The organism is Acinetobacter sp. GRABPA_MV_2, from assembly GCF_056725885.1.
In genome coordinates this window covers 1-14,072 of the sequence record NZ_JBWZNA010000027.1, presented here as the reverse complement: position 1 = coordinate 14,072, position 14,072 = coordinate 1, and the positions used below count along the sequence as shown (strand labels likewise).

Annotated in this window: 18 protein-coding genes and 5 pseudogenes; 5 read left to right on the top strand and 18 right to left on the bottom strand. The window is 36.6% G+C overall.

The genetic code is table 11. The features are described 5' to 3' along the window. Nucleotides 1-5 precede the first annotated feature (5 nt). Nucleotides 6-872 (bottom strand): WYL domain-containing protein, encoded by an 867-nt coding sequence (locus ACXM0J_RS17280; protein WP_025464207.1) that lies wholly within the window; start codon nucleotides 870-872, stop codon nucleotides 6-8. 225 nt (nucleotides 873-1,097) lie between these two features. Here ACXM0J_RS17280 and ACXM0J_RS17275 point away from each other — a divergent pair. After that, nucleotides 1,098-1,426 (top strand): annotated as a pseudogene (locus ACXM0J_RS17275) (DUF4236 domain-containing protein). A 241-nt stretch (nucleotides 1,427-1,667) separates the two neighbouring features. On the opposite strand, the gene ACXM0J_RS17270 reads toward ACXM0J_RS17275, so the two are convergent. Both ACXM0J_RS17270 and ACXM0J_RS17265 read right to left on the bottom strand, forming a co-directional pair. Then, the gene (locus ACXM0J_RS17270) at nucleotides 1,668-2,180 is read right to left on the bottom strand and encodes a Fic/DOC family protein (RefSeq protein ID WP_000464612.1); all 513 of its coding nucleotides are present in this window, start codon (nucleotides 2,178-2,180) and stop codon (nucleotides 1,668-1,670) included. A gap of 2 nt (nucleotides 2,181-2,182) precedes the next feature. After that, nucleotides 2,183-2,368, bottom strand: coding sequence for a hypothetical protein (locus ACXM0J_RS17265; RefSeq protein ID WP_000755724.1), 186 nt, complete (start codon nucleotides 2,366-2,368; stop codon nucleotides 2,183-2,185). A 166-nt stretch (nucleotides 2,369-2,534) separates the two neighbouring features. Here ACXM0J_RS17265 and ACXM0J_RS17260 point away from each other — a divergent pair, with 166 nt between their 5' ends. After that, nucleotides 2,535-3,467: an IS5 family transposase gene (locus tag ACXM0J_RS17260; RefSeq protein ID WP_000743263.1), complete on the top strand. Its 933-nt coding sequence runs from the start codon at nucleotides 2,535-2,537 to the stop codon at nucleotides 3,465-3,467. Between the two features lie 130 nt (nucleotides 3,468-3,597). Here ACXM0J_RS17260 and ACXM0J_RS17255 read toward each other — a convergent pair whose 3' ends face one another. From ACXM0J_RS17255 to ACXM0J_RS17245, 3 genes and pseudogenes are all read right to left on the bottom strand, one after another. Further along, nucleotides 3,598-3,795 (bottom strand): hypothetical protein, encoded by a 198-nt coding sequence (locus tag ACXM0J_RS17255; RefSeq protein ID WP_025464206.1) that lies wholly within the window; start codon nucleotides 3,793-3,795, stop codon nucleotides 3,598-3,600. Between the two features lie 107 nt (nucleotides 3,796-3,902). After that, nucleotides 3,903-4,106: pseudogene (locus tag ACXM0J_RS17250) on the bottom strand (hypothetical protein); the annotation flags it as partial. A gap of 56 nt (nucleotides 4,107-4,162) precedes the next feature. Then, the gene (locus tag ACXM0J_RS17245; protein ID WP_000096286.1) at nucleotides 4,163-4,765 is read right to left on the bottom strand and encodes a BRO family protein; all 603 of its coding nucleotides are present in this window, start codon (nucleotides 4,763-4,765) and stop codon (nucleotides 4,163-4,165) included. A gap of 206 nt (nucleotides 4,766-4,971) precedes the next feature. Between ACXM0J_RS17245 and ACXM0J_RS17240 the strand changes: the two genes are divergently transcribed. The 3 genes from ACXM0J_RS17240 to ACXM0J_RS17230 are packed head-to-tail and all read left to right on the top strand — an operon-like array spanning nucleotide 4,972 to nucleotide 5,899. Next, nucleotides 4,972-5,241, top strand: a complete 270-nt coding sequence (locus ACXM0J_RS17240; protein WP_000453245.1) for a transcriptional regulator — start codon at nucleotides 4,972-4,974, stop codon at nucleotides 5,239-5,241. Between the two features lie 54 nt (nucleotides 5,242-5,295). Beyond that, nucleotides 5,296-5,625 (top strand): type II toxin-antitoxin system RelE/ParE family toxin, encoded by a 330-nt coding sequence (locus ACXM0J_RS17235; RefSeq protein WP_000288004.1) that lies wholly within the window; start codon nucleotides 5,296-5,298, stop codon nucleotides 5,623-5,625. Further along, on the top strand, nucleotides 5,612-5,899 hold the full coding sequence (locus ACXM0J_RS17230; RefSeq protein ID WP_001258993.1) for a helix-turn-helix domain-containing protein: 288 nt from the start codon (nucleotides 5,612-5,614) through the stop codon (nucleotides 5,897-5,899). The genes ACXM0J_RS17235 and ACXM0J_RS17230 overlap by 14 nt, the downstream gene beginning before the upstream one ends. 619 nt (nucleotides 5,900-6,518) lie before the next feature. Here ACXM0J_RS17230 and ACXM0J_RS17225 read toward each other — a convergent pair. The 12 genes and pseudogenes from ACXM0J_RS17225 to ACXM0J_RS17170 all read right to left on the bottom strand — a co-directional run. Then, nucleotides 6,519-6,842 (bottom strand): annotated as a pseudogene (locus tag ACXM0J_RS17225) (DUF4236 domain-containing protein). Between the two features lie 8 nt (nucleotides 6,843-6,850). Beyond that, on the bottom strand, nucleotides 6,851-7,027 hold the full coding sequence (locus ACXM0J_RS17220; protein ID WP_002120129.1) for a YdcA family protein: 177 nt from the start codon (nucleotides 7,025-7,027) through the stop codon (nucleotides 6,851-6,853). A 71-nt stretch (nucleotides 7,028-7,098) separates the two neighbouring features. Beyond that, entirely contained in the window at nucleotides 7,099-7,305 is a 207-nt protein-coding gene (locus tag ACXM0J_RS17215; protein ID WP_000882919.1) for a hypothetical protein, read from the bottom strand. 465 nt (nucleotides 7,306-7,770) lie between these two features. After that, a pseudogene (locus ACXM0J_RS17210) lies at nucleotides 7,771-8,286 on the bottom strand (phage terminase large subunit family protein); the annotation flags it as partial. After that, nucleotides 8,270-8,793, bottom strand: a pseudogene (locus ACXM0J_RS17205) (DUF2280 domain-containing protein). The pseudogenes ACXM0J_RS17210 and ACXM0J_RS17205, both read right to left, overlap by 17 nt. A 90-nt stretch (nucleotides 8,794-8,883) precedes the next feature. Next, nucleotides 8,884-9,525, bottom strand: coding sequence for a putative metallopeptidase (locus tag ACXM0J_RS17200; protein WP_000372120.1), 642 nt, complete (start codon nucleotides 9,523-9,525; stop codon nucleotides 8,884-8,886). Then, nucleotides 9,494-9,955, bottom strand: a complete 462-nt coding sequence (locus ACXM0J_RS17195) for a hypothetical protein (protein ID WP_000378528.1) — start codon at nucleotides 9,953-9,955, stop codon at nucleotides 9,494-9,496. The genes ACXM0J_RS17200 and ACXM0J_RS17195 overlap by 32 nt, the downstream gene beginning before the upstream one ends. 60 nt (nucleotides 9,956-10,015) lie before the next feature. Further along, nucleotides 10,016-10,471, bottom strand: coding sequence for a hypothetical protein (locus ACXM0J_RS17190; RefSeq protein WP_001136766.1), 456 nt, complete (start codon nucleotides 10,469-10,471; stop codon nucleotides 10,016-10,018). Between the two features lie 661 nt (nucleotides 10,472-11,132). Further along, nucleotides 11,133-11,369 (bottom strand): hypothetical protein, encoded by a 237-nt coding sequence (locus ACXM0J_RS17185; protein ID WP_000152660.1) that lies wholly within the window; start codon nucleotides 11,367-11,369, stop codon nucleotides 11,133-11,135. Nucleotides 11,370-11,561: 192 nt separating this feature from the next. Then, nucleotides 11,562-11,708: a hypothetical protein gene (locus ACXM0J_RS17180; RefSeq protein WP_162097055.1), complete on the bottom strand. Its 147-nt coding sequence runs from the start codon at nucleotides 11,706-11,708 to the stop codon at nucleotides 11,562-11,564. A 72-nt stretch (nucleotides 11,709-11,780) separates the two neighbouring features. Continuing rightward, nucleotides 11,781-12,251 (bottom strand): NinB/YbcN family protein, encoded by a 471-nt coding sequence (locus ACXM0J_RS17175; RefSeq protein ID WP_000395699.1) that lies wholly within the window; start codon nucleotides 12,249-12,251, stop codon nucleotides 11,781-11,783. A 215-nt stretch (nucleotides 12,252-12,466) separates the two neighbouring features. Then, nucleotides 12,467-14,072 (bottom strand): tyrosine-type recombinase/integrase (locus ACXM0J_RS17170; protein WP_479750686.1); only part of this gene is annotated, 1,606 nt, incomplete at its 5' end.

Genomic DNA, 14,072 nt, shown 5'->3' with positions numbered 1-14,072 from the left:
ATCTCCTATGAAGCTTGATCAAACAGGTAAGACGACAGCTTTTCGATATCTGAACCTTGTAACACTAAGGTATATTTCAAGGCATCTTCCGCCTCAGCCAGCGTGATCGCGGCCTGATATCGCTGCAAGGTATAGTGAGCCAGGGCTTTTTTCACCGGAATCTGTAATCTGCCATCAGGCATGCAGAAGTCTTTTTCGACCAGCGCTTTTTGAGCTTCATTCAATTTTGGATTAGGGATCAGCGTCAGTACAATTTCTTCATGCCATTGCTGATCCTGAGCAGGGTCTACTGACTCAATCGCCACCACAACAGGTGTGCGAGCAATTCTGGAGAGTAAAAAGTCCTTAAACTGCTTGCTCTGATGGCAATAGGCACGGACATGCCAGCGAAAACCGGTATACACCAGGGTATGTGGGGAAATCATGCGTTCATGCCACTGCGGATTCTGCATGGAGGCATAAATCATTTTTAAAGTACTTTGGTTCCGGCAGGCACGCAAAACTTCCCGAATCACTTCAGGACATACACTGCGATCAGGTAATTGAACTGCTGCAAGATTCGGTTCTGGCATCGCAATCAGGGCATGCGATTCACTAACCAAACCTGACAACATATTGAGATATTCATTGATATGCGCTGTAGTCAGTACAGGCTGGAAGCTGGCTTTAGGCACATAACCCTTGACTGAGGGGTCATGAATCAAGGCATGGGGGTTATACAGCGTATTGTAACGCTTGATATCCGCAGAAGCCTGCTGTCGACTGAGCCCAAACCAGCTCATCAAACGATTGGTGACCAAACGACCTTCCCAGTATGCAAGCAGCTCGATCGCTCGCATTCGTAGCAGGACTTCATGCTTATGTGTCGTCATATACCAATCAGTCAATAAATAGCAGTTTTAAGATTACCCTACAGCAAATATACAGTAAAGATTTTTGACGGTATTTTAAGGTAGTATTGCAATCACCAGATAAAAAATATACGGATGTCTCTATGGGGACAACCGACTAGCGAGGTAGATGAGGATCTGAGATTCTCTGAATTTACCTCTATTAACTGAAATACACAGCGAACTGGTTTTGCAAATGGGGGAAATATGGACTTTAGATTTCGCAAGAGCATTAAAATCTTACCGGGTTTAAAAATTAATCTGACGCATAAGGGCATCAGCAGTGCGAGCATTGGCAAACCCGGTGCTTCTTTAAATATTGGTAAAAAAGCACCCGAACCAGCGTGGGCATTCCCGGAACAGGACTTTCTTATTCCAAGCATCATCCCCATACAAACAGGCCGAATACCCCACAGAATACCTCTCAGCAACCATCTCCATTGAATAACCCAGGTATGCAGACATCCAGATCAACTGTCTGGCTCTGGATCGCGTTTGGGGTGTTGTGTTTTATTGTTGGAGCAATCGTTTTTTAGAGGCTTTACAATGATGTTTGATTTTTATCATGGAATCATTTGAAATGTCAGCAGTAGGCCTGAAGAAACACTAAAATTGATGCTGAGTACGATATTGGTCAGGTGTTCAACTTACTTCTAATCTTTGAATATTAAGTTTAATCATTTTTCCAGTGAGCTTAAAGTTACCTTCTTTCCATTCTGCGATCACTGCTTGATTCATAGCATCTGAACTCACAGTGGTCCAATCGATCGTATAACCTTACTTAAATAGTATCTGGCCTAGCATGAAACATTGTGAGCGACCATTACCTTCTCTAAATGGATGAATATAATTTAAAACAACAAAAAATCTGGCTAAAAAACTACAAACCAAATCTATATTTTCTTTATTATTAATCAAATGGTTAAAATTATTATTGAGGCATGAAAACAGCAGATCTGTTAAAGGAGCTATGCTATTGTAATGGAGAAAGATACATTCACCTTTATAGGTATTCACGCGTCTTAATTGGCCAGCCCATGGGTAGACATCCATAAATAATTGATGATGTATATTTTGTAGGTGCTGTAAATCAAAATTGCCTAGAAAAACAGAGATATTTTCCTGTAATCTTGTATTTTGTAAGGCACTTAGCGCTTTCTCTGCCTCATTCAGGTCTTTGGTATTAGAAATACCAAGATTGTTGATCAAAACACCATTTTTATCACAGAATGGATCATCATAAAAATCTTCTTCCGTCAGATAATAATGTAGTGCATCATCAAAAAACATTTTTATCTTACACGGTACATTTCAACGAGTGTATTTCTGGCTTGTTCAAATGTCTTAGAACCCTTCACATAGTCATTAATTGCTTGTAAGCCTTTATTATCTACAACCAAATTATCTACGGCAAATGAAGCTTTTACGATTTTAAAGGCTTCAGTACGGCTATTTCTCATACCAATAACTTTTTTCATAAAATTCTCGCTTCAAATGGATCATGCAGACTCTAAGGATATAATATTTTCATTGAGAAAAAAGAAGTTCCTATGAAGTTTTCACAATTATCTTAATAATTCGCCTTGAATAGGCTTTGTTGCACAAACCTATCTGTAAAGGCTTTTTCAGCGATATAATTTTCAAATGAAGAAGCCTACACACAAAATCTACCGCACAACCAATTGGCCCGCATATAACCGAGCACTCATTAGTCGCGGAAATATTGCCATTTGGTTTGATCCTGCTACGCAATGGTATGCTCTATCAAAAGGCAAACAAGGGCGAAATCAAATCTACTCCGACGCAACCATCCAATGCTGCTTAATGATTAAATCTTTATTTCGTCTGTCTTTACTTATTGCCACTGGCTTTGTGCAAAGTCTAATTAAACTTTGCGGATTAAATTGGATAGTACCAGATTACACCACGCTTTGTAGAAGACAAAAGCATATTGATATTGCAATTAGTTACCAAAAAAGTAGCGATGGGCTGCATCTACTCATGGACTCTACAGGGATGAAGTTTCTAGGTGAGGGCGAATGGAAACGCAAGAAACATGGGCCTGAATATCGTCGCCAATGGCGTAAACTACATATTGGTATAGATGCTAAAACCCTACAAATACGCGCTATTCAGCTCACAACCAATAATGTCAGTGATTCACAGGTGCTTGGTGATTTACTTAATCAGATTCCACAAGATGAGCAGATTGACTCTGTTTATACCGATAGAGCTTATGACAACAAGCAATGCCGTCAGGTCATTGCAGATCGGCAAGCGCATGCGGTAATTCTACCTAGAAAAAATGCGAAACCATGGAAAGATACAAAGAGTAGCTCGCTAGAGCGAAATGAATTACTTCGAACAGTTACACGTTTAGGCAGGACACTATGGAAAAAATGGTCAGGCTATCATCGGCAAAGTTTGGTTGAAACTAAGATGCACTGCATTAAATTATTAGGAGATAAACTCAGTGCAAGGAGTTTTGATAGCCAAGTGAATGAGATTCATGCACGTGTAGCAGTCCTCAACAGATTTACGGAATTAGGTCGACCACTTACGCAAGTTACGCCTTAAATTTGGCTCAATTTAGAGCGGTTACATCCAAAATAAATCAATAACTTAACTTAATTCGCTGCATTCTTGTTGCACTATTTTTTAAAATTGCATTAGTGTTGCTTTTGGTATTTTTAAACTACATTCAAATTTATTTTAAATCCACTTTAATTGGCAATTCCCAACGGTGTCTATTAAACATCACTGTTCCATCATTGTTGATTGGTAATTGATTGCCGTTATAGTCAAAGACCTTTAAGACTTTACCGCCATTGTTTACCTCAGCAAGCAAATTGCAAGTATGCTCAAGCTTTCCAGCTTCTGTAACCATAATCATTAGCTGCATGATAAACCTCGAGAGAATATGAAATGAGAAAAACTTTGCTCAAAATGTGCAATTATCCAGTTAATTGAGCAAATAATTGCACATTATTAAAGGCCTTATTCAAGAGCCTTTTCAAAGTTAAAGCTTCCGTCTGCATTCTGAAGTGGAGTTTCTTCTAAATAAATTGACTGAAGGCCATTTGCTAGCCCCTCAATTTCTCCTTCAGCTAATCCATAAAGGACTTTAATATAAGTTTTTGACTGTGCAGAATCTGGAGAAATTACGGGTTGCCGTTGTTTTTTACTTCCCTTTTTTGCGCCTACTACTGCATTCATAAGAAATCTCACGCAATAAAAAAGGCGCTAGAAAGCGCCTTTTTAATAATTTGAATTTACATCTGATCTTCTGGATATTGACCAGCACTCACAATAAATCCACCAATCTCACGTTGCTCATATAAAATCGGCACAGGATTACCTTGAGCAACCGTTGTTACGGCTCCGCCAAAGCCTTTATTCGCTCTGTTTCCATCTTGGTTTTGATCTTGAGTGGTTTCGATTTTAGGCATTAACATCATGGCAACTCCCCCGAGCATCATCCCAATACCAGAGCCAATCAGAGCAGCTCCTAGTGGGGCTCCACCGCCCAATGTACCTACCGTCGTAACTGAAGCGCCAATCTCCTTATCAAGAACGTCCAGCACCCATTTGCGGAATTGCTTCCCTACAGCAGTACGAGCAAACATTGCTATTAGGTGGCAACCACGTAGTGAGAAAATCCGCATACCCAAATTGGGTAGCCGAGGATTATCAATAATTTGTGTCATATTTTCCGTAAATTCATCAGAATTACGATTAAAAATTTTACTGACCGCGTTCTCTTGTTTATATCCTAATGCTTGTGCCAATTCACCTGAAGAAAGCCAAATCTGGCCATCTTGCCGTGGCACGGGATTGAATTTCACTTCATTAAAACTTAATGCTAAACTAGACATATCAATATCCTTTCCTATGGTTGTTGATAAAAGCCCCTTGCCGTCAGAAAGTTGGGGGCTTTTCTTTTTCATGGCTTTTAGCCTTGATGAAGTCATCTTATTTAATATCTTTTATTGTCTCAATTCTTTTTGTTGTGCTATCACAAAAAATAGTAATTATCTTTTATTGTGCTACAATATTCTAAAATTTAACTTGTGGTGCAGCAATGGAAGTAAAGAATAATGTTGCCTATTTGCGTGAAAAAGCAGGATTAACGGTTTATGAACTATCAAAGCGATGTGGTTTTGTTAGTGGCAGCAGAGTTTTATCAAACTATGTGACACGAGCTGAGCAAGGACATTCTGTCAAGGTTGATACAGCCTTATTTATATATAAAGAACTCAAAAAAGCTGGTGTATGCGAGAAGTTTGAAGATGTATTTTGGCTTTCTGATGAAATAACAGAGAAAACTACAGAACATCCAAACCCGAAATAAATTGCCAATATTATCAAATATGGTAATATTAACTCTCATTGAGTAGAACATGATATGTATACAATTGAATATTACAGCGAAGACGTTCAGGATGAGATTCTTACATTACCTGATGGTCTTTTGGCTCGATATTTTAACTTAACTGACCGTATGGTGATTTACGGCGCAAACTTAGGAGAACCTCACACATTACCAATGAGTAAAGGACTATTTGAGTTGCGCTTAAAATCTCAAGAAGGTATTGCTCGTGTTATGTATTGCACACTAGTCGGTAAACGCATTGTAATGCTCCATAGTTTTGTTAAGAAAACCCAAAAAACACCTAAGCAAGATCTAAACCTAGCACTTGACCGCATGAAAGAGGTGAAAAATGCGAACACATGAAGAAATGAAAGCACTTGCATTATCTCGTTCAGCAGTGCGTACCGAATACGAACGAATTGAACGTGAAGAAATGCCCCTGCTCGATATGGTACTTACTGCACGTCGAGATGCAGGTCTATCCCAAGCGCAAATCGCGGAACGCATGGGAACAAGTGTACCTGCCGTTTCACGGCTAGAAAAAGCATTGATCACAGGCAAACCATCACCATCTATTGCCACATTGCAAAAATATGCTGCGGCAATTGGTAAACATGTTGAAGTGCGTTTTGTCTAAATAAAAAAGCACCCTAGGGTGCTTTTTACCAATTCACTAATCAATCAACTTTACACATTTAGCAACAACATCCTGTGCGTATAGACCCTTATCTTTGAAATTACTGTTATACGCACGATCAATATCTCTTAAGCCTTCTTCAATTTCTGCTTTTGATGCATTTTTGTCTGCTAGTATTTCATTCCTTAAGCTTTCCTTGGAAACCCCTTTAAGCCTTGCATCCATTCATTATAAGAGACTATCCTTTACACACTCATTGCGCTCTTTTAAAGATAATTTATTTGGAGTGCAGTATGCTTCCCAAATTATTGCAAATGTCTCTGGTTCAACACCTTCTGAATCCTCCATTAAGACTCCACCATCAATAGAGACATATCTCTTAAAACCAACATAACCACCGTAGCTATTCTTAGAATTTACCTCTCCGCAATATCCTTTTATATTTTGGAATTGGGCGAATCAGGATCTTTTAAGGTGCTTAAGATAGCTTCTTTTGACTCTTTTTCCACCTTTGAGCAACCATTAATCCCTACCAAACCAAGAACCAAGAACCAAGAACCAAGAACCAAGAACCAAGCTTAAAAAATAATCTTTTTCATATAATATCAACACCTTAAAATTAGCTAATAATCCAAATAAAAATTATTAAAGCTATAAATAAAATAATCCCACAAATAATCCATTCAGCGTTAGGGTAACCCCATACATTATCTGGATTATTAAAATCGGGTTCTCTTCTACGTGTTGTTTTCTTAGTATGACTAGAGAACTTGGAATAAGATAAACCAGTACCCGGTAAACCTACTGTTGTTCGAGTTCCCTTCTTACTAACATTTACTCGTGCCCCTTTTCCACCAACAGAAATACTTTAGACTCCTTTTTTACTTATATTTACCCGGACTCCCGGAGCAATTTTTATACTTTTTCTAAAATTTAATCCCATATCGTCACCTATCTAGAGCAGATCTTTTTAGAAGCACTGATGGAACCATCATTACAAACAAACTTACTACCATCGCAATGACTTACCCCACCTTTCTTACCAGAGCAAGGTTGTCTGCCTCTACCTGCTTCCGCAACATTTAATGAGCTTAGAACTAATAAAAGACTTAAAATGACTTGTTTCATGGTTTTTTACCGTTTGTTATAAAGTGAATAAACTTTAACAAATTGGTTAATAAATGTCACATATGAAGATATTAGATACATTTAATAAACCAAGCTTGTTTATAAAATTTAATCACAGCCTCAAAATCTCTCAAAAGTACTTCTTCTGAATATTGATGCGGAGAAGGCTTCAGTAGTGCTGGCATATAGTGGTTTTTATAGACTTCTGGATATGACTTACACAATATCTCACGCTTCTCATCATTTGGTACATCATGATTATTTAATGCATCTAGCATCTTGTCTATTTCATGTTTTGAAGTTAGATAGTCCTCTTCAACTGAAGGAGGAAGTGGTTTAATTTCAACTTTTTTAGTGCAGCTAATTAAAACTACTAAAAAAATAGAGCATCCCAATGTATAAAAGTTTTGCTAACATATTTTTAAATCTTATAATTAATTGTTTCTATTATATATTTCTTAAACTTTGAAATCTTTATTTTTTAGATATTAAAAAGCCACTCGATTGAGTGGCTTCACCACATTAAGCATTTAACAGCTTTTCAGCACCAGCGGTTAATTTTAGTAAATACCTCTATGGTTATTTTTTAGGATTGTTAGTTTTTTTATGTGACTCATCTAGAAAGAGATTATCAATTGTAAAAAATACAATCATTAAAGATGTCTCTTTCTACCGGCAATTCATAGTGCTCACAGTATGCAGAGACGGTAGAAATATCCAAAGATAGCAAAATACCTTGCTCATATCGGGCCACCAACTCGCTGTTCGCCGTTCACCATATACTTACAGGTAGAAAGCATCGGGCGAAGCACTTCTTCCCATGCAACCCATTTACAGTCGGCCCATTCATCAATAATTAAGAAAAATAAACCAGATCCACGAAGGTCATCATAGTTATCTAGACCAACAACACGGATAATATGACCACTTCTTAATGTAATTGAACATTCAATTTCATTAGGCTTACCAGCTCGCCAAGATGCTGGAATAGCTTGTTTTAGTCGCTTCCAGAAAACCCGTTTTGCTTGCTTAAAGGTAGGCGCTGCATACCAGATTTCATCCTCTACCGAAACATTCCATTTAGCCGCTAGTCTTGCGGCTCTTCGCATTTCCGCTTTGGCCAAGAATGTTTTACCGAAACGTCGGCCACAAACAGCATCACGAAATCGGGCTTCTTTTTGCCAGCCCCACAAATAAATATTGGCTTGCTTAGGCGTTAATTGAACTGAACCTTCTGGAGGATTAAAGAATTGGCTCATTTGGTATCTCCTCATCAGGATTCAGCACAAGCTTGTAATCCTCTTCAGGTGGACGATACTCAGGTGGATTTACCTCACGTTGTAACTTCTGAAGTTCAAGTTTTTTAATCTCAAGTTCTACTTCAGCTTTAGTTTGGTTCGCTTCAGAATTACCACCTTTATTATTTTGTTCCCCCTTCTTCTCATAAAACCCTTTCATGATCTTTTGTATTTGGTCCACGATCTTAATTGTCATGGTCACATTGTTTTTTTAGTCCAAAGCAAATCAATTAAAATCTTCAACTGAACAATGTCATTTGCTCCACTGATTTTATTTAGTGGCTGACTCAAATACTCTTCCCGTGTATTTTCGAAAATTTCTTTGAGTTCCTTACTTAAGTCTCTCCCAGCAAACTTTGTAGGGTCATATGACTCTACCTGCTGTCTCGAAACATCAATGTCAAATTCCTCCTTGACGAGACTTACTGTTTCTTGAGGGGTGTTAAACACAGCAAACGATTGTACAATAAAGAGTTTCTGCTTTTTTTAATGTCGCCATTTCTCTCTATCCGTCAAGGTACGTCAAGGAAACATGGCAAAAAAAATGAGCCAAAAGGCTCAGGTAATTACACAGTTTCCACAGCATTTAGAAATATCTAAATCAGAAACAAACGGCGGGTTTTTAGCGACTTCAACAAGCCGCTTAACACTGTCATTAGCTCCCCAGCGCTTAACAACACCGATGAACTCTTCCACATCGTGGCCAGCTAAATAGTGCTTTGGTAAGCCAGTATGATCGCTGTAAATAATCTCACCGTCCGAATCTCGCTCTACACCAATGTGATAGAGCTCATGTTCAATCAAAGCACAAAACTCGTTATCGTTTGCCTTTTCACAAAAGCTTGCATCGATAGTGATTAAGTAAATTGGAACAAAACCGAACCAATCACGCATTTGCTGCTCTTGACGGGCTTTCTTCCAGCCGCCTTGTTGAAACATAACCTTTTCACATTGGCCGAGCACCATGCGCTTAGCTCTCGTATAAGCAGTAGAAGCCCATGCAAAAGCCAAAAACCCCTCATTGTCATGAAGCATCTCAGCGATATGGTCATGATCTGGATTATGTAAAGGTCCACCAAGTGTAAGAAAATTAGCAACTACCCAGTTTTTTAAATCAGACGCAGGTACTATGCGAATCGCTTCCTCTTCATCTGCTTGGTCAATAAAATCAGTTGGAGGAAATGGTCTGATCTGATCCATTAAATATTTGCCTCTTTAAATTTTTTAACCACTCACTAGCGTATTCAGTCCGTAACTGCAAAGGTCCAGACTCATCAATGCGGCATCTTGAAGCTGTCTCTATGCGAACTACGGTGTAGCCCATCTCTTCAGCCACATCGTAACGATCAAGACTACAAGCTTTATTTTTAAGTTTGCCCTTACGACCGCCAGACCATGGACCACCCACAATTTCAACTAGTATTCGATACTCAATTAAATGAAAGTCAAACCGCCAGTGCTTAGTAGACTTAAACTGAAATTTCTTTTCATATTTAATTTCCAGATTATCTAAAGTTTCAGTAAATTCTTCTTCTGCCTTTAGATATTTTTGTGTAGGCTTTGGCAGTGGCCAGCTTTTAGTTTTAGGTTCTTTTTTCCGAGTAAGCCAAAAGTATTCTGTAGAATCCATTATTCTTACCCATAAAAAAACCGCCCTTAGGCGGTGGCTAAACTCACAGGCAATATAGTATTACTTCTTAAAAGTTGACTTATAGAGCTTTGAATTAAAGTAATCCGTAATTTCTTTACCTTCGGTTTGAATTTTTTCCTCATTTAAAGGTAAAAAATCTAATTCAGATTTCAAGCTCATATACTCTGGAATAAATTTCTTTATAGGCGGAGGTGGTTTAGGTCCACCTTCTGTAATTTTTTCGATAAATCCAGCTAACCATAAAATATACTCACCTTCTGAATTATGAGGAGGAATCAAACTCACATCTATTTTTACTTTACATTCATCTAATGGTCTACTGAACAATTCAACAAAATCAATAAAATTAAATTTTAATTTAAATTCTGTTCCCTCAATTTCTCTGCGTATACATGTCATAAGTAAGTTCATATTTTCAATACAGTCATGTGAAAATAATTCCTCATCTTTAATTTTGTTATAAATATTTTCCGCAAACATGAGATACTGTGGCATTTCAGCAGCTCCTCATTTTTATAAAGTATTTTTTCTTAAGGTAGTCCTATTATAACAATGTTGCAACAAGAAATTTTCCATTTTTAGTTTAAGGAATTTTTTAAAATTATAAAGACGATTAGATTCAATAAATTAGTACGAATAAAAGCTAGGGAAGTTTGATTTTTCTAATGAGCTTTGAAATGGATTATTGTGTTTAGTTGATCAATTTAAAAAGCTTGCCTAGTAGGCAAGCTCCCCTTTTTGATATTTGCGCTGATCAACAAGGTTTAGTGTTACCTACAGCAACACACTGATAATACAGAAATATTTAAAAATAAAAAAGCCCACTTCCTATTTTTATTCAGAAATGGACTTAGCGAAAAAAACGCTTAAACCTGAAATAGGAAATATCTATTCGGAAATATTTCCAACTTCATATTGGCATAATATTTAAGCACTAGCAATAGGGATTGAATTAAAAATATCAAATATTCATATTTAAATAGATAAAGATTTCTTTTTTTAAATGGTTTTATTTTTAGCCTACATAATTTTTTTACTTATCAAGACTTATAAAGAATATGTGCCCATCAATAGGTAATACTTAATAAGGTCTTATGTGCAGTAACCATTAGGCTCTAGAGAGTAAGAACTCAAACTGACTAAAAATAAAAAATAATTAATTTTCAATATCAATGATCATATACTGCAAAGTTAAGTATATTCCAACTTCTCCATTGTTGAGTGCCTCATATAAGTCTTCATCAACGAAATCTCCAGATTCATCATATAGCCATTTATGAATTTGAATAATTTGTATATTCCCTTTTTTGTCTATTCTTGCTATTGGGTCTATTACGGACCGAACTATCACCTTCTTCTTCGTCTCAACATCAAGCAATGTGATAATTGTCATTTTAAAATCCTTATAAATATCCTGTATAACAACTACGCTCAATCAATAAAGATTTTTATATTTAAATTACTCAAATAGCAATCTTTTCAATCTAAAAAATAAATAAAAAACACTTTAATAGTATGTGCCTATTAGAAAAGATACCTTAAATCTTCTACTAGCAATAAAAAACCGCTTTAAGGGCGGTTCATATTATTCATCAATCTGATCATGCAGTTTTTTGATAAACTCTATAAGCTTTTCTTTACTTGCTGCATTATTTAAAACCGCTACTGTTATATCGCTTTTCGCTTTGATTTTCGCACTTTCAACCACCGCATCATATTCAATATTATTCATTACCATTTGTTAGTTTCTCATTTTATAAAGTGAGAGACATTAATAATATGAAATCAGCAACTATACAAGCACCTACTTAAGATCATCAGGCGTTTCCAAATAACACCCATTTTTATTACAGAAAGCATGAATGTCGTTTAAGTATTCGGTTAATTGAACTGTACTTGCGTCTGTAGTGCTCATTAGCTCACATAGGCCACTTGCTACATCTTGGTAGAGAGGATGCTTAGAATCTTTCAACTCTCTTACAGCCTTGAATGTTTTCTTGTATTGGCCAACGTCATCGCAATCATAGATTTTTGCTAAGAAGTTTTTCTTAAAGAACAGATGCTTGCAATCTTTATCTGTACCTTGACGTTTAGCCCATTGATTAAGCCACATCCAGTACAAACGGTTTTGAGCCTTCGAACGATCTTTATCTTGTGGTGCGATCAATACAACTAACGGCTTCCCTTCATTCACTGCCTTAGCATGATTCACATTAAGAAAGTTAGTTACTGGTGAAATGTCGCAATGGTTCTTAACAACATGTCGGAATTCCATTTTGACCTCGCAATAAAAAACCACCCGTGGGTGGCTTGATTTTTTTTGATAAATTAATCAACAGCTCAAAAATGGGTAACTGTCAGATCGAGTTTGGACTACAACACTTTAGCTCATCGATTTACCAAAGCGCTAATCTTCACACTATTGTTTAAAATCCAGTAATCAAACTGTGATGCTAAAGCTTTTAAATTCCCCTTTTTAAGCTGCTTAGGCTATTTTAACCAAAGTTCATCTTCTTGCATGATTTTTAACATTAAATTAAATATAACCAGTAGAGTAACATTTTTTTTATTAGGGCCAACAACTCTTTGAAAACTAAATTTAACTGTTCTCTCAAGCACTTCCAGATTAACTGGATAATTCTGTTTGTCTAAATTTAGGTGATCTCCAATAATTGGCTCTATACCAGCAATAAAATTAGCAATTCGTTGCTCATCATCTTTCTTTATGCATTGAAAATGTAGAAAGTTTTTACGTAATTTTCCAAATAATAATAATACCTTAAGTGCATTGACCACGTTCAACTCTTTAGGTATATCTTTCCCCTTATCATGTTGGTTATGCAAATCAAGGAGAGGAATTATTTCATCAGAACGTGTCAGTTTCTTAGCTTTGTCGTAAAGCTCATCAAACCAACCCACATCTAAATTTTTATTACTAACATAATTCGTTTTTAAATTAAAATTTTTGGGGTCCATCCATTTAGTGCTCATAAATTGACATCGCTGCATCCATTCTTGTGCTTGAATATCTTCGCTTGAACGGCCATCTCTTAAACTTATCAAACGTTGAAAAGGCGTCAGAGTACTCTTCTCGATACTAAACTTCTTTTCTTGTCGACCAGCAATCATAACTGGCTCTGTTTGCTGATAAGAGTTAAACCATTTCTGCTGCTGAGTATAACGATTTAAGTTTATGTACTCTGTACTTGAATTCACTGGACCAAAACACTGTTCTAGGACTTTTTTTGAAATGATACACGGCGAATTGTAAATTCGATCGACTGCTAATAAATCCAAAACATGAAGATAATTTGAAGCCGTTTGTTCAATACTGCTATGCCCCATCCAAGAGGCAAGCACCTGCCATTTATGTTGAATAATCTCTTCATGAGCACGTGCTTTAACACCAAACAATAAATCACGCATCTTTTTTGCTTTTACCCAAGGACAATCTGTATATGTTTTAATCATTTCTTTTGAACCCAGCAAAGTTATTGCTAGATAGTTAGCAGCACTGTGGCGCAACGTATGAAAACTAAAGCCATGATGCATACCTAATATTTGGTTAAACAACTCTACTGTAATTTTGCTGATACATTGATCAGTTAATACACGATGATTAACACTAAAAAGTAGATCATCCTGCTGATTAAACAAATATTGTTCATAACGATGTTGTATGTAATGTTGTACTACTAAAAACTCATGTTCTGACAAGGCAATTTTCAATGGTATTTGACGATTTGCACTTTGCGTTTTCAGACGGCGATATGAATTGTTCTGAATATGAAGCGTGATATTATTAAAAGCTGTATTTTCTTTTTCTTTATAAAGTAACTCTGGGCAAATAATATCTTGTATTTTAAGACAACGAACTTCATTTAATCGGAGTCCAGTTCTATAACTCAGTAAATACATCAGCTTTAAACAACTCAGATGATCGACCCACTCTGATGCCGTTGGCTCTTGACTTAAATGTTCTAGTTTTTCCAATAGCTTGCCAAATAGCAAAGGGCTTACTAGGCGTGCATTGCAAATTTGTAAATGCTTAAAACTTGAATTCTGTAACACCAATACCTCTGGTGCATTAAAATTA

Coding starts and splice junctions, on each gene's coding strand:
- ACXM0J_RS17190 (WP_001136766.1), bottom strand. CDS start 10,471: ATGCCACAGTATCTCATGTTTGCGGAAAATATTTATAACAAAATTAAA.
- ACXM0J_RS17175 (WP_000395699.1), bottom strand. CDS start 12,251: ATGGAATTCCGACATGTTGTTAAGAACCATTGCGACATTTCACCAGTA.
- ACXM0J_RS17180 (WP_162097055.1), bottom strand. CDS start 11,708: ATGAATAATATTGAATATGATGCGGTGGTTGAAAGTGCGAAAATCAAA.
- ACXM0J_RS17195 (WP_000378528.1), bottom strand. CDS start 9,955: ATGGATTCTACAGAATACTTTTGGCTTACTCGGAAAAAAGAACCTAAA.
- ACXM0J_RS17260 (WP_000743263.1), top strand. CDS start 2,535: ATGAAGAAGCCTACACACAAAATCTACCGCACAACCAATTGGCCCGCA.
- ACXM0J_RS17265 (WP_000755724.1), bottom strand. CDS start 2,368: ATGAAAAAAGTTATTGGTATGAGAAATAGCCGTACTGAAGCCTTTAAA.
- ACXM0J_RS17185 (WP_000152660.1), bottom strand. CDS start 11,369: ATGACAATTATCACATTGCTTGATGTTGAGACGAAGAAGAAGGTGATA.
- ACXM0J_RS17235 (WP_000288004.1), top strand. CDS start 5,296: ATGTATACAATTGAATATTACAGCGAAGACGTTCAGGATGAGATTCTT.
- ACXM0J_RS17240 (WP_000453245.1), top strand. CDS start 4,972: ATGGAAGTAAAGAATAATGTTGCCTATTTGCGTGAAAAAGCAGGATTA.
- ACXM0J_RS17220 (WP_002120129.1), bottom strand. CDS start 7,027: ATGAAACAAGTCATTTTAAGTCTTTTATTAGTTCTAAGCTCATTAAAT.
- ACXM0J_RS17270 (WP_000464612.1), bottom strand. CDS start 2,180: ATGTTTTTTGATGATGCACTACATTATTATCTGACGGAAGAAGATTTT.
- ACXM0J_RS17215 (WP_000882919.1), bottom strand. CDS start 7,305: ATGCTAGATGCATTAAATAATCATGATGTACCAAATGATGAGAAGCGT.
- ACXM0J_RS17230 (WP_001258993.1), top strand. CDS start 5,612: ATGCGAACACATGAAGAAATGAAAGCACTTGCATTATCTCGTTCAGCA.
- ACXM0J_RS17280 (WP_025464207.1), bottom strand. CDS start 872: ATGACGACACATAAGCATGAAGTCCTGCTACGAATGCGAGCGATCGAG.
- ACXM0J_RS17245 (WP_000096286.1), bottom strand. CDS start 4,765: ATGTCTAGTTTAGCATTAAGTTTTAATGAAGTGAAATTCAATCCCGTG.
- ACXM0J_RS17200 (WP_000372120.1), bottom strand. CDS start 9,525: ATGGATCAGATCAGACCATTTCCTCCAACTGATTTTATTGACCAAGCA.